Here is a 13,584-nt window from a genome sequence, read left to right as displayed (position 1 = left end):
TTCACGGAAGAGGCGATGCGTCCGGCTCAGATCCGGTTGGCGGTGGTCAGGACGCCGCCGATGCCGACAAAGGCCGCCCCGGTGGCACGATTGAACCACCGGCCATGCCGCCCCAGCCAGGGAGCGATGCGCCGCGCCGCACCGGCCAGAATCAGTTCGTAGACGAATTCGACCACGGCGAAGGTGCCGCCCAGAACCACCAGATGGGTCAGGAACGACACGCCGGGCACCATGAACTGGGGCAGAAAAGCGGCGAAGAAGATCAGCGCCTTGGGGTTCGACACCGCCACCAGGAAGCCCTGGGTGAACAGCCGCCAGGGGCCACCCCCGGCAATGCGTCCCTCTGCGTCCTCAAGCGTCACCGATGGCGGCGGCGCCCGAAAGGTGCGGATGCCCAGCCAGACCAGATAGGCAGCACCGATCCATTTGGCGATGGTGAAGGCCTGTTCCGAGGCAGCCAGCAGCGCCCCCAACCCCGCCAGCGAGGCCGCGACCAGCACCATGAAGCCGGTCACCCCGCCCGCAGCGGTGAAGGCCGTCCGGCGTACGCCGAAGCGCACGCCGTGATTGAGCGACAGGAGCCCGTTCGGTCCGGGCGTCAGTGACAGCCCGGCAGCCGCCGCCAGATAGATCAGCCAGATATCGAGCGTCATGGGCCCCCCACGTCAGAAACCGCCCGTTGGGCAGGGCCCCATGCTACGCCCGGCTGCGGGCGCCCGTCCACACCAAGTCAGGCTGGGGTAACGTCAGGCGGCAGTCCCCTGGGCATCGAGCGCATAGCCGGCGGAACGCACGGTGCGGATCAGATCGGGCAGGTTCTCGCCGTTCAGCGCCTTGCGCAGCCGGCGGATATGAACATCCACCGTGCGCGGCTCCACATAGATGTCCTGGCCCCAGACCCCGTCGAGCAGCTGCTCGCGCGAGAAGACCCGGCCCGGATGCTCCATCAGGAAGCGCAGCAGGCGGAATTCGGTCGGCCCCAGATGCACGGGCTCGGCCGAACGGGTCACCTTGTGGGCCGCCAGATCCATCTGCAGATCGGCGTAAGAGAGCACCTCTTCCGAGAAAGCGGGGCGGATGCGGCGCAGCACGGCACGGATCCGGGCAACGACTTCCTGGGGCGAGAAGGGCTTGGGCACATAGTCGTCGGCACCGCTGTCCAGCCCGCGCACCCGATCGGTCTCTTCGCCCCGGGCGGTGAGCATGATGATCGGCAGGTTGCGGGTCTCGGGGTCGCGGCGCAGCTGACGGCAAAGCTCCAACCCGGACAGCTTGGGCAGCATCCAGTCCAGCAGCAGGACGTCGGGCTTCACCTCGCGAATGCGCCAGAGCGCTTCCTCGCCGTCATTCGCCTCCTCGACGGCGAAGCCTGCGCGTTCGAGGTTGTAGCGCAGGATGGTAACGATCGCGGTTTCGTCTTCGACGACCATGATCTTCGGACGCATCGCTCGGATGTCCTCCAGGAAGTCTAGGTGGCCGGCACCAGAGCCCCGAAGGGAGTGCCGGCCGGTCAGAGGGCGGGGTGCGCGCAGGGGAAGAGGTGGTCCGCCGGGCGGACCACCGGGCCGTCAATCGTCGAGAACGGCGTCGCCCGACCGGTCGAGAACGGTCTCGGCCTTGGGGCGGGCGGTGTCGGGTTTGGTGCCCTCGACCACGAAAATCACCTGCTCGGCGATGTTGGTGGTGTGATCGCCCATCCGCTCGATGTTCTTGGCGATGAACAGCATGTGCGTGCAGGCCGTGATGTGCCGCGGATCCTCCATCATGTAGGTCAGGAGTTCGCGGAACAGGCTGTTGTGCAGTTCGTCGACCTCGGCGTCGTTCTGCCAGACCGCGCGGGCACGGCCGGCATCACGCTCGACGAAGGCGTCGAGTACATCCTTGAGCATGCGCTGCACCACCGCGGCCATCCGCGGCAGCACATGCACCGGCCGAACCGGGGCAGACTGGTTCAGGATGATCGCGCGCTTGGCGGCGTTCTTGGCAAGATCGCCCATGCGCTCCAGCTCGGCCGCGATGCGCAGCGAGGCGAAGGCCAGGCGCAGATCGTTGGCGACGGGCGCGCGCAGCGCGAACAGCCGCACCACCTGATCCTCGATCATATCCTCCAGGCCGTCGACCTTGCTGTCGCCCGCGACGACATCGCTTGCCAGCTCGCTGTCACGGCTGGCGATGGCGCGCATCGCAAGATCGATCTGCGCTTCCACCTGTCCGCCCATGCGGACGATGTCGTTGCCGAGGCGTGCGATCTCTTCGTCGAAGGATTTCACGATGTGCTGACCGGAAATGGGCATGAGACTGGTCTCCCTGGCGGATCCGGTCAGCCGAAGCGGCCGGTGATGTAGTCCTGGGTCCGGACCTCACGCGGGTTGGTGAACACCTGCTCGGTGTCGCCGAACTCGACGAGCTGGCCCAGATGGAAGAAGGCGGTGCGCTGCGACACACGGGCCGCCTGCTGCATGGAGTGCGTGACGATGGCGATGGTGTAGTTCTCGCGCAGTTCGTCGATCAGCTCCTCGATGCGTGCGGTCGCGATCGGATCCAGCGCCGAGCAGGGCTCGTCCATCAGGATGACCTCGGGATCGACCGCGATCGCACGGGCGATGCACAGACGCTGCTGCTGACCGCCCGAGAGACCGGTGCCGCTTTCCTGCAGGCGGCTCTTCACCTCTTCGTAAAGGCCGGCACGCTTCAGCGACCGCTCGACGATCTCGTCCAGTTCTTCCCGGCTGTCGGCCAGGCCGTGGATGCGGGGACCGTAGGCGACGTTGTCGTAGATCGACTTCGGGAAGGGGTTGGGCTTCTGGAACACCATGCCGACCCGGGCGCGCAGCTGCACCACATCGACCATGCGGTCGTAGATATCAGCCGTCTCCAGCTTCACCTCGCCCTGGATCCGGACATTGGGGATGGTGTCGTTCATCCGGTTCAGGCAGCGCAGGAAGGTGGACTTGCCGCAACCCGAGGGGCCGATCAGCGCGGTCACGCTGTTGGCGTGGATGTCGAGATCGACGTCGAACAGCGCCTGCTTCTCACCATAGAACAGGTTCAGCTTGCGCGCGGTCATCTTGGGCACGAGGCCGGAAGTCATGGGCGGGCTCTCCGCTGAAGGTCTCTGATCCGCCCGGCAGGGCCCCGCGAAGGACGCCCCGGCCGGGGGAGGAGGAAGGTCTCCCGTACCGGCTTACCAGCGGCGCTCGAAGCGCCTGCGCAGCAGGACGGCAATCGCGTTCATGATGATCAGGAAGCCGAGCAGCACCAGGATGGCGGCGGCGGTCTTCTCGACGAAGGCGCGTTCCGGACTGTCGGCCCAGAGGAAGATCTGCACCGGCAGCACCGTCGACGGCGTGGTGAACCCACCCGGCACGTCGGCGATGAAGGCGACCATGCCGATCATCAGCAGCGGCGCCGTCTCACCCAGCGCCTGGGCCATGCCGATGATCGTGCCGGTCAGGATGCCCGGCATGGCCAGCGGCAGCACGTGATGGAACACCACCTGCACCGGGCTCGCACCCAGCCCCTGCGCCGCCTGACGGATCGAGGGCGGCACCGCCTTCAGCGCGGCACGGGTCGCGATGATGATGGTGGGCAGGGTCATCAGTGCAAGCGTGAAGCCACCGACCACCGGCGCCGATCGCGGCATGCCGAAGAAACCGATGAACACCGCCAGACCCAGCAGACCGAACACGATCGAAGGCACCGCCGCGAGATTGTTGATGTTGACCTCGATCAGGTCGGTCCAGCGGTTCTTAGGGGCGAACTCCTCCAGATAGATCGCCGTGGTGACGCCGATCGGGAAGGAGAGGATGAAGCAGATGAAGAGGGTAAGCGCCGAGCCGACCGTGGCCCCCCAGATGCCGGCGAGCTCGGGCGAGCGGCTGTCGGCACCGGTGAAGAAGCGGGTGTTGAAGTCGCGACCGACAGCGTCCTTGGCAGCGAGCGCGTCGTACCAGCCGAGCGTCTGATCGTCGACCGGCCGCTGCGCCTCGGGCAGATCGCGGTCGATCCAGCCCTTGTCGAGCATGTCGAGATTGCCCGAGGCCGTCAGCCACACCGTCTGGGTGGTGCCGATCAGATCCGGGTTCTCCAGAACGAAGTCACGCAGCTCGAAACGGGCGTCGCGGCTGAACAGTCCCAGCGCCTTGAGCACGTCCCGGCGCTGGGTGGCGCCGAAATTGTCGCGGACGATGTCGGTCAGCAGGCCGGTGTAGTTGGCATCGGCGAGCGTCTTCGGATCCCGCGTGCCCTGCGGGTCCAGCCGGGCCGGGTCGAGATTGACCTCGACCGCGATCTGCGTCTGGGTGAAGGCGCCGAGGCCCTGGCCCGCCAGCGTGCCGATCAGCACGACCAGCATGACGATGGCCAGCAGAACGGCCCCCAGGCCATAGGCCTTGAAGCGGCGCTCCGAGCGGCGCCGGGCCCTCAGGCGGGCGGCAGCCGCCTGACCGGCGTGGGGGCTCTCCCGCCCGGCCATCGGTGCCTCGGCGGGGTTCAGGGTGCTGTCGGTCATGACCTGTTGCTCCCGTCGCTCAGTCATAGGCCTGGCGATATTTGCGGACGATGTGCAGGGCCACCACGTTCAGCGCCAGGGTCATGACGAACAGGACCAGACCCAGCGCGAAGGCCGCGAGCGTCTTGGCACTGTCGAATTCCTGATCACCGACCAGCAGGGTGACGATCTGCACGGTGACGGTCGTGACCGCCTCGAAGGGGTTGGCGGTAAGGTTTGCAGCCAGACCGGCGGCCATCACCACGATCATGGTCTCGCCGATGGCGCGCGAGAAGGCGAGCAGGCAGGCGGCGGCGATGCCCGGCAGGGCCGCCGGCAGGATCACCAGCTTGATCGTCTCGGAGGTGGTGGCACCAAGGCCGAGCGATCCGTCGCGCAGCGTCTGGGGCACGGCGTTGATCACGTCGTCGGCCAGCGACGACACGAAGGGAATGATCATGATGCCCATGACCAGACCGGCGGCGAGTGCCGATTCGGAAGCGGCATCGATGCCAAGGCTCTCGCCGAAGCCGCGGATCAGCGGCGCCACCGTCAGTGCGGCGAAGAAGCCGTAAACCACGGTCGGGATACCGGCCAGGATCTCGAGCAGCGGCTTGGCCATCGCACGGGTTTTCCGGCCGGCATATTCCGACATATAGATCGCCGCCAGCAGGCCCACCGGGATCGCCACCGCCAGCGCGATGAAGGTGATCAGCAAGGTGCCCGCAAAGAGCGGAATGATGCCGAACGAGCCCTCGGCTGCCACCTGGTCGGCACGGATCGCGATCTGCGGGCTCCAGTGCAGGCCGAACAGGAAGTCGAGGATTGGGATCCGCTGGAAGAAGCGGATCGATTCGAACAGCACCGAGAACACGATGCCGATGGTGGTGAAGATCGACAGCGTCGAGGCCACGATCAGCAGGATGCGCAGGATCCGCTCAACCCGGTTGCGGGAGCGGAAATCCGCGGTGATCCGCCGATAGGCCGCGGTGAGTCCGGCAAGCGCCAGGGCAAGACCGATGCCGGCGAAGGCCAGGTTCACCGTCCGGGTCAGACCGGTGATGATCGAGGCCGCCTCGCGTACTGCGGGGCTCGGGTTGGACGAGACGATATTGCCGGTGGCGAGGTTGTAGGCGTCCGCCATGAACAGGTTCACGGCACCGGTACCGGCCGCCATCACGTCTTCCGGTATCACGTCATGGACGGCGCCGTTGACGATCGGGGTCCGGGCCACGATCCAGACCAGCGCCAGCAGCACCGCCGGCAGGCCGCACCACAATGCCACGTACCAGCCGTAATAGCCGGGGCGCGAATGCAGGGTGGAGAGCCTGCCATTCGCAAGCGACACCGAGCGCCGCCGTCCGAGGTAGAATGCCACCGCGCTCAGGATGAGCACGATGAGCACGAAGGAGCTTACCGTCATGCGCCGCCTCTGCCTTCAGGCATCGGGCCGGTTGGGCCCTTCAGGTTCGCGGGTTCCGCGAGGTCGCGGACGAAACGTTCGATGCAGCCGTTCTGTCGCAGCCGCTTCGTATCGGGCCGGCCGGAGGGCAGGTCCCGGCAGGCGAACGGCGGCTCCGGCGGTGCCAGCCTGCACCGGACGAAGCCGCCGGGTCGTCATGCGATGGTCGGTAGCGGCCGCACCGGTCACCCCGTGCGGCCGCCAGACGTCCGATCACATCTTCAGCGGGGTCAGAGCCTGGGCGTTCTTCGACACCTCGGCGCGCTCCGCGTCCGGCAGGGCGATCAGGCCGCGCTGGGCCAGATAGCCGACCGGGCTGAAGGCGTCTTCCGAGGTGAACTCGGTGACATATTCCTTGATGCCCGGCACGGTGCCGACATGGGCGTTCTTCACGTAGAAGTACATCGACCGCGAGACCGGATACTCGCCGCTCGAGATCGCGTCGTATTCCGGCGCAACACCCTCGACGGTGGCAGCCTTCACCTTGTCGCCGTTCTGCTCAAGGAAGCTGTAACCGAAGATGCCGTAGGCGGCCGGGTTCGAAGCCAGCTTCTGCACGATCAGATTGTCGTTCTCGCCGGCTTCGATGAAGGCGCCGTCTTCGCGGATCGACTTGCAGACCGCGCCGCGCATCTTCTTGTCCTCGATCGCCTTCACGGCGTCGAATTCCTCGCAGCCATGCTCCATGACCAGCTCGACGAAGGCGTCACGGGTGCCCGAGGTGGGCGGGGGGCCGAGCACCTCGATCGGCTCGTTCGGCAGCGAGCCGTCGATATCCGACCAGTTCTTGTAGGGGTTCTCGACCAGCTTGCCGTCGACCGGAACCTGCTTCGCCAGCGCCTGCCAGATCTGGGCGCGGGTGATGTTCATGGCCGGGCCGTTGACCGCATTCGCCAGCACGATGCCGTCGAAGCCGATCTTCACCTCGGTGATCTCGGTCACGCCGTTCTTGGCGCATTCCTCGACCTCGGACTTCTTGATCCGGCGCGAGGAATTGGTGATGTCGGGGTGCTGGGTGCCGACGCCGGCGCAGAACAGCTTCAGGCCGCCGCCCGAACCCGTGCTCTCGATGACCGGGGTCGCGAAGCCCGAGGTCTTGCCGAATTCTTCGGCGACCGCGGTGGCGAAGGGATAGACGGTCGACGAGCCGACGATGCGGATCTGATCGCGGGCAAGGGCCGGAGTGGCGACCGCAACGATCGCAACTGCCGACAGAAGCGCGGCTTTCTTGAACACCGTTCCAACTCCTGTTGGATGTTCGTCATGTGTGCTGGCTGGCGGCGGAACACCACCAGGCCCGATCTCGAAACGCGGCAGGCGGCGTCGTGTTTCCACCCGGCCTCGCGTCACACATGGTCTAATCCTGCTCGACGACGGGAATATCACAGTTTCATGACGGAATCATGACACACGTCGCCGCAGCCCTCCAGAGATTCTCCCTGAGCAACTGCTTGTATTTCCTTGGATTAATCCAGAAGAACGGGCATTCGCACGACCCTGCCGACAATCTGGCCAAACTTGTCTATACCTCCTGGACCATCCTTCGGAAGCGACTGTCATACAAAGGAAAACCGCGGCAGTGTGACCTGCCGCGGCCTGATCTGAACGCATGGCTGCCGTCACGTGGTGCGGCATCAGCCCTGCACGGCGAACTCCTGGCGCAGCGTGCGCTTCAGGATCTTGCCCGCCGTGTTACGCGGCAGGGCATCGACGAAATGCACCGCTTTCGGCACCTTGTATGGCGCCAGACGCTCGCGGGCATGGGCCAGCAGTTCATCGATGCCGACCTCCTGGCCGGGCCGGAGCACGACCAGAGCAGTCACCGCCTCGATCCATTTGGGGTCGGGCAGGCCGATCACGGCCACCTCCGACACTGCCGGATGGGTGAAGATCGCATCTTCGACCTCGCGGCTGGCCACGATCACGCCGCCGGTCTTGATCACGTCCTTCACCCGGTCGACGACGTAGAGGTACCCCTCTTCGTCGAAATAGCCCACATCACCCGAATGGAACCAGTCGCCCGAGAAGGCATCAGCGGTCTCGTCGGGCTTGTTCCAATAGCCGGTCAGCAGCTGCGGCGAACGGTGAACGATCTCCCCCTGCACGCCCGCCGGTACATCGTTCATCTCGCCATCGACGATCCGGGTCTCGACATTCATCACCGGCCGGCCGGCAGAGGCGGGACGCGCCTCATGCTCATCGGGGCCGAGCACGGTGGCAAGCGGGCCGATCTCACTCTGGCCATAGCAGTTATAGGGCCGGGCGCCGGCCAGCCGCCGGCGCAGCTCCTGCAGGATCGGCACCGGCATGATCGAGGCGCCATAATAGACGTTCTTCAGGCTGGAGAGGTCGCGCCGATCGAAATCGGCATGGCGCAGCAGGCTGATCCATACGGTGGGCGGCGCGAAGAACGAGGTGATCGCCTCTTCCTCGATCAGTGCCAGGCACTGTTCCGGCACCGGCGTCTGAATCAGGATGGTGGTGGCCCCCACCAGCAGCTGGGGCATGGTGAAGCAGTGCATCTGGGCCGAGTGGTAGAGCGGCAGGGCTGCGAGCGCCCGATCACTGCCCTTCAGATTCAGCTCAACGATGCAGCTGGTGTACTCCGCCAGCAGCGCACGATGGGTCATCATCGCCCCCTTGGGCGCCGCCGTGGTGCCCGAGGTGTACAGGATCTGCGCCAGATCCTCGTCGGCAAGCCCGACCTCCAGCGCCTCCGTCCCGGCCGAGCCCAAGGCCACCTGAAGCGGATCGAAATCCTCGCCCCCCGTCATCGGGATCGCAAAGGCGAGCTCCACCTGCTCCGCCACTGCCCGGGCGGTCCCGGAGAGATCGGGATCATAGATCAGCCCGCGCGCGCCGGACTGCTCCACGATGTAGTGCAACTCGGTCTCGGTCAGTGCGTAGTTGATCGGCACATGGACGAGGCCCGCGCGGAGGGCGCCCAGCCAGACCAGCAGATAGGTGTCGGAGTTGCGGGCATAGACCGCCAGCCGGTCGCCGCGGTTGAGCCCGGCCTCGATCAGCCGGCGGCCGATGGCATCGGCGGCGCGGTTCACCTCGGCGAAGCTCCAGCGCCGGTCGCCGTGGCGGAGCGCCAGGCGGTCGCGGAACTTGGCGGCCGCACGGCGCACCGCATCATTGATGGTGTTTCGGCGGATCAGATCCGACATGGCGTTCCCTCAAGCTTCGATCTTCTTGCACCGCAAGGCGGTTCTTCAGCTCATAGCATGAATCCGGGTTCACGGGGCAGCGGAAGCGGCCACGGCAGCAGTGCACAGGATGGCGTGCGGGGATGTCAGGAAGCGGCTGCAGCCGGCGCACGGCCGTTGCCACGGCCGGCGAGCGGCAGATAGACCGTGAAGCACGACCCCTCGCCCACCCGGCTGTCGATCGCCAGATGGCCGCGATGGCGGTTGACGATGTGCTTCACGATCGCCAGCCCGAGACCGGTTGAGCCGACCTGGCGCGACCGGGCACTGTCGACGCGGTAGAAACGCTCGGTCAGCCGCGGCAGGTGCTCCCGCGGGATGCCGTCGCTCTGGTCGGTTACCGAGAAACCCACCGCCTCCAGGGTTGCAGCCAACCCCACAGGCCGCGGTGCCTCGGTGGTGCGGAACAGACGGATCGTGATCCGGCTGTCATTGCGGCCGTATTTGATCGCATTGTCGATCAGGTTCTGCGCGACCTGGGTCAGCTCGTCCGGATCGCCAAGTGCCGGCACCAGGGCGTGATCGGCCATGACCTCGATCTCGATTCCCCGGGCATGAGCCTTGAACTCCAGCCCCGAGATAACGTCGTCGATCACATCGGTGAGGTCGACCGCCGCTGCCGGCGGCATGTGCTCATTCATCTCGATCCGCGAGAGCGACAGCAGATCGTTGACCAGCCGCGACATCCGCCGGGCCTGATCGTCCATGATCGACAGGAAATGCTCGGCTGCATCCGGATCGTCACGGGCAGGCCCGCGCAGGGTCTCGATGAAGCCGATCAGTGTCGCGAGCGGCGTGCGGATCTCATGGCTGGCATTGGCGACGAAATCGGCACGCATCTGTTCCAGCTTGCGGATCTGCGTCAGGTCGTGGAGCGCGATGACCGCACGGCGGGCATCGGTATGCTCATCTCCCGCCCGCAGCGCTTCGATATGGGCCTTGTATTCCCGACGGTCGGGAGCGGCGGTCGAGAACACCACATCGGCAAACTCGCCGCGCATCAGCGCCTGATCAACCGCGTCCAGCAGGGCCGGATGGCGCAGCACGGCAACCAGCTCGCGCCCGACCAGCCCCTCACCCATCGCCTCTTCGGCGGCGCGATTGGCCGAGCGGATCCGCACCTGATCATCGACCGTCAGCACCAACAACGGCAGCCGGTCGAGAATCTGACCGAAATCATCGGCCTGAACCGCCAGCCGCTCGGCACGGCGGCGTTCCTTGAGCCAGAGCCGGAGCATGGCACGGGCGATGTCCTGGACGATCCGTCCGCCCGGTGGCGGGGCCGGGCGTTCCTCGCCATGGGCAAGCGCTTCGGCGAAATCGCGCAGGGCATGAAAGCCGCCGAGCAGCAGGCGGGCGACGGCCATGGAGCCGACAATCGAAACCGCCACACCGGCCAGCGCCCAGTGCCAGTCGAGCGCACCGGCAAAGCACAGGCCGCCAAGCGTGCCGACGGCGGGAGCGGCGATTGCCGCCGTCGCGCCGAAGAACCGCCTGATCTCATTCCGGTCGAATACCGCCATGTTCACCCGCCATCGGCCGCGCCGCGCCTGTCTGTCCCGCATCTGTCCGTCGCGGACGCGGGCCGCCAGACTGCCCGAGCCCGGCGGCCGGTCAAGCAGCCTGCGCATGAAAGTTTTACGACGCGCGCATCCCCGGGGACACGCGCGTCGCAAAGAGGCAGGAGGAACCCCGGAAGAGGGAGAGCGGCCGCGATCAGCGGCCGGCCTTCTCCTCCTGATCGAGGATGGCGTCATGGGCGGCCACGGCCGCGATGTTCACCATCTCGGCCACGGTCGCGCCCATCTGCACGATCTGCACCGGCTTCGACATGCCGCGCAGGATCGGGCCGATCTGCACACCGCCGCCCAGCTTCTGCAGCAGCATGGCCGAGATGTTGGCGCTGTGCAGGCCGGGCATGACCAGCACATTGGCCGGCCCGGTCAGGCGCGAGAACGGGTAGTAGCGCTGCATCAGCTCTTCATCCAGCGCCACATCCGCCGACATCTCGCCATCGAACTCGAAGCTGACCCCGCGCTCTTCCAGGATCCGGCAGGCCGCCCGGATACGGTCGGCCTTCTCGCGATGCGGGTTGCCGAAATTGCTGTAGGACAGCAATGCCACCCGGGGCTCCAGTCCGAAGCGCTTGGCCGATGCCGCTGCCTGCATGGCGATGTCGGCCAGAGCCTCGGCCTCGGGCAGTTCGTTCACCGTCGTGTCGGCGATGACGATGGTACGGCCGCGGCTGACCATCACCGACAGGCCGATCAGGGTCTCGTTCGGCTGAGGGTCGATCACCAGCTGCACGTTCTCGAGCGCGACCCAATAGTTGCGGGTCAGGCCCGTGATCAGGGCATCGCCATCACCGCAGGCCACCATGCAGGCGCCGAAGACGTTACGATCCTGGTTCACAAGGCGCTGGACGTCGCGATAGAGATAGCCGCGGCGCTGCAGGCGCTTGTACAGGAAGTCGGCGTAGACCTTGTTCTTGTCCGACAGCCGGGCGTTATAGATCTCGATGTCGAGATCCGATCCATCGCCCAGACCCAGGCGCAGCATGCTCGCCTTGATCCGCTCGTCGCGGCCGATCAGCACCGGCTTACCCAGGCCCGACTTGGCCCACTGGATGGCGGCGCGAATAGTCTGCTCTTCCTCGCCTTCGGCGAAAACGACCCGCTTCGGGTTCTCATGCACACGCTCGATCAGCCGCTCCAGGCTGTCGGCGGTGGGATCGAGCCGGGCCCGGAGCGCGCGGACATAGCGGGGCGCGTCGACCAGCGGCTTGCGGGCGACGCCGGTCGCGGTCGCAGCCTTCGCCACGGCAACCGGCACGGTCGACATCAGCCGCGGATCGAACGGCGCCGGGATGATGTAGTCGGGGCCGTACTGCATGCGGCGGTTGCGATAGGCACGGGCCACCTCGTCGGGCACGTCCTCGCGCGCCAGGCTCGCGATCGCATAGGCGGCCGCGATCTTCATCTGTTCGTTGATCTCGGTCGCCCGCACATCCAGCGCACCGCGGAAGATGTAGGGGAAGCCCAGCACGTTGTTGACCTGGTTCGGATAGTCCGACCGGCCGGTGGCGACGATGGCGTCGTCGCGGACCTGGGCAACCTCTTCCGGGGTGATCTCGGGGTCCGGATTGGCCATGGCGAAGATGATCGGCCTGGGCGCCATCGAAGCCAGCATTTCGGGGGTGAAGGCCCCCTTGGCCGACAGGCCGAAGGCGACATCGGCGCCCTTCAGGGCGTCCGCCAGGGTGCGGGCATCGGTTTCCACCGCATGTGCCGACTTCCACTGGTTCATGCCGTCCTGGCGGCCCTTGTAGATCACGCCCTTGGTGTCGCAGAGAATGGCATTCTCATGCGGCATGCCCATGGCCTTGACCAGCTCCAGGCAGGCGATACCGGCGGCACCGGCGCCGTTCACCACCATGCGGATGTCGCGCAGCGACTTGCCGGTGATGTCGAGCGCGTTGATCAGCCCTGCCGCCGCGATGATCGCAGTGCCGTGCTGGTCGTCATGGAAGACGGGCACGTCCAGCAGCTCGCGCAGGCGCTGCTCGATGATGAAGCATTCCGGGGCGCGGATGTCTTCCAGATTGATGCCGCCCCAGGTGGGGCCCAGGAAGCGCACGCAGTTCACGAATTCCTCGACGTCCTCGGTCGAGACCTCGATGTCGACCGCATCGATATCCGCGAACTTCTTGAACAGGACGGCCTTGCCCTCCATCACCGGCTTGGAGGCGAGCGCCCCCAGGTTGCCGAGCCCGAGAACTGCGGTGCCGTTCGAGATGACGGCGACCATATTGCCCTTCGACGTGTAGTCGTAGGCCTTGTTCTCGTCCTTGTTGATGTGCAGGCACGGCCAGGCGACGCCGGGGCTGTAGGCGAGCGACAGGTCGCGCTGGGTCATCAGCGCCTTGGTCGGCGTGATCGACAGCTTGCCCGGCCGGTCGCCCTGGTGGAACTCCAGCGCCTCCTGCTCGGTCACGTAATACTTCTCGCCATCCATCCGGGTAGCCCTTCGGGTTTTTGATCTTCTCTGAGGTCAAGACGACGGCCCGCCCCCCAGGCCGCAAACGGCCGCAACCCTTGCGCGGGTTACGAAAGGCAGACACTGTAACGAAATTTCAAGGGATCGTCGCGCGACATGATTGGGGCCGCATGCCGTGCAGGCAGGGGGCCGCTGGCTCCGTTCTCCGTCTCCGCCGCCACCGGCGGAGAGGGCACCGCCGATGGGTCATACAGTTTTATAAATCATCGGCTTCCGGTCGCATTATTCCAAAAGGTCGCGGTTGTCCGTTTTTTTATAGCCGAACCCGGTCCATGTGTCGACGGGTGAAACCCACCCCGGATAAGGGGATCCGGTGGCGCCCCTTGTCGGGTGCCGGGCTCTCGCGCTAGGGTCGGCCGGCCCGC

At 66.2% G+C, this 13,584-nt stretch carries 10 protein-coding genes; all 10 read right to left on the bottom strand.

The annotated features are described in order from the left end of the window. Positions 1-26 precede the first annotated feature (26 nt). Positions 27-653: a LysE family translocator gene (locus tag P7L68_RS27530; protein WP_372003165.1), complete on the bottom strand. Its 627-nt coding sequence runs from the start codon at positions 651-653 to the stop codon at positions 27-29. Between the two features lie 93 nt (positions 654-746). Continuing rightward, a complete protein-coding gene (phoB, locus tag P7L68_RS27525) occupies positions 747-1,445 on the bottom strand; it encodes a phosphate regulon transcriptional regulator PhoB (RefSeq protein WP_014747025.1) in 699 nt (232 codons plus the stop codon). A gap of 123 nt (positions 1,446-1,568) precedes the next feature. Continuing rightward, the gene (phoU, locus tag P7L68_RS27520) at positions 1,569-2,294 is read right to left on the bottom strand and encodes a phosphate signaling complex protein PhoU (RefSeq protein WP_372003161.1); all 726 of its coding nucleotides are present in this window, start codon (positions 2,292-2,294) and stop codon (positions 1,569-1,571) included. Positions 2,295-2,320: 26 nt separating this feature from the next. Further along, entirely contained in the window at positions 2,321-3,091 is a 771-nt protein-coding gene (gene pstB, locus P7L68_RS27515) for a phosphate ABC transporter ATP-binding protein PstB (protein WP_062764110.1), read from the bottom strand. A 93-nt stretch (positions 3,092-3,184) separates the two neighbouring features. Beyond that, positions 3,185-4,510, bottom strand: a complete 1,326-nt coding sequence (gene pstA / locus P7L68_RS27510; RefSeq protein ID WP_372003158.1) for a phosphate ABC transporter permease PstA — start codon at positions 4,508-4,510, stop codon at positions 3,185-3,187. A 19-nt stretch (positions 4,511-4,529) separates the two neighbouring features. Beyond that, positions 4,530-5,912, bottom strand: a complete 1,383-nt coding sequence (gene pstC, locus P7L68_RS27505; protein WP_372003155.1) for a phosphate ABC transporter permease subunit PstC — start codon at positions 5,910-5,912, stop codon at positions 4,530-4,532. A gap of 252 nt (positions 5,913-6,164) precedes the next feature. Next, positions 6,165-7,187 carry a PstS family phosphate ABC transporter substrate-binding protein gene (locus P7L68_RS27500; RefSeq protein WP_372003152.1) on the bottom strand — a complete coding sequence of 341 codons (1,023 nt, stop codon included), beginning with the start codon at positions 7,185-7,187 and terminating at the stop codon, positions 6,165-6,167. Positions 7,188-7,585: 398 nt separating this feature from the next. After that, on the bottom strand, positions 7,586-9,124 hold the full coding sequence (locus tag P7L68_RS27495) for an acyl-CoA synthetase (RefSeq protein WP_372003150.1): 1,539 nt from the start codon (positions 9,122-9,124) through the stop codon (positions 7,586-7,588). Positions 9,125-9,249: 125 nt separating this feature from the next. Beyond that, entirely contained in the window at positions 9,250-10,794 is a 1,545-nt protein-coding gene (locus P7L68_RS27490; RefSeq protein ID WP_372003147.1) for a sensor histidine kinase, read from the bottom strand. A gap of 85 nt (positions 10,795-10,879) precedes the next feature. Continuing rightward, a complete protein-coding gene (locus P7L68_RS27485; protein WP_372003144.1) occupies positions 10,880-13,177 on the bottom strand; it encodes an NADP-dependent malic enzyme in 2,298 nt (765 codons plus the stop codon). Positions 13,178-13,584 lie beyond the last annotated feature (407 nt).

The organism is Tistrella mobilis (assembly GCF_041468085.1).
GTDB lineage: Bacteria > Pseudomonadota > Alphaproteobacteria > Tistrellales > Tistrellaceae > Tistrella > Tistrella mobilis_A.
This window is presented reverse-complemented; position numbering and strand designations above follow the sequence as displayed.

Excerpts from the sequence above, each read along its gene's own strand:
- P7L68_RS27530 (WP_372003165.1), bottom strand. The coding sequence starts at position 653 with ATGACGCTCGATATCTGGCTGATCTATCTGGCGGCGGCTGCCGGGCTG.
- phoB (WP_014747025.1), bottom strand. The coding sequence starts at position 1,445 with ATGCGTCCGAAGATCATGGTCGTCGAAGACGAAACCGCGATCGTTACC.
- phoU (WP_372003161.1), bottom strand. The coding sequence starts at position 2,294 with ATGCCCATTTCCGGTCAGCACATCGTGAAATCCTTCGACGAAGAGATC.
- pstB (WP_062764110.1), bottom strand. The coding sequence starts at position 3,091 with ATGACTTCCGGCCTCGTGCCCAAGATGACCGCGCGCAAGCTGAACCTG.
- pstA (WP_372003158.1), bottom strand. The coding sequence starts at position 4,510 with ATGACCGACAGCACCCTGAACCCCGCCGAGGCACCGATGGCCGGGCGG.
- pstC (WP_372003155.1), bottom strand. The coding sequence starts at position 5,912 with ATGACGGTAAGCTCCTTCGTGCTCATCGTGCTCATCCTGAGCGCGGTG.
- P7L68_RS27495 (WP_372003150.1), bottom strand. The coding sequence starts at position 9,124 with ATGTCGGATCTGATCCGCCGAAACACCATCAATGATGCGGTGCGCCGT.
- P7L68_RS27490 (WP_372003147.1), bottom strand. The coding sequence starts at position 10,794 with ATGCGCAGGCTGCTTGACCGGCCGCCGGGCTCGGGCAGTCTGGCGGCC.
- P7L68_RS27485 (WP_372003144.1), bottom strand. The coding sequence starts at position 13,177 with ATGGATGGCGAGAAGTATTACGTGACCGAGCAGGAGGCGCTGGAGTTC.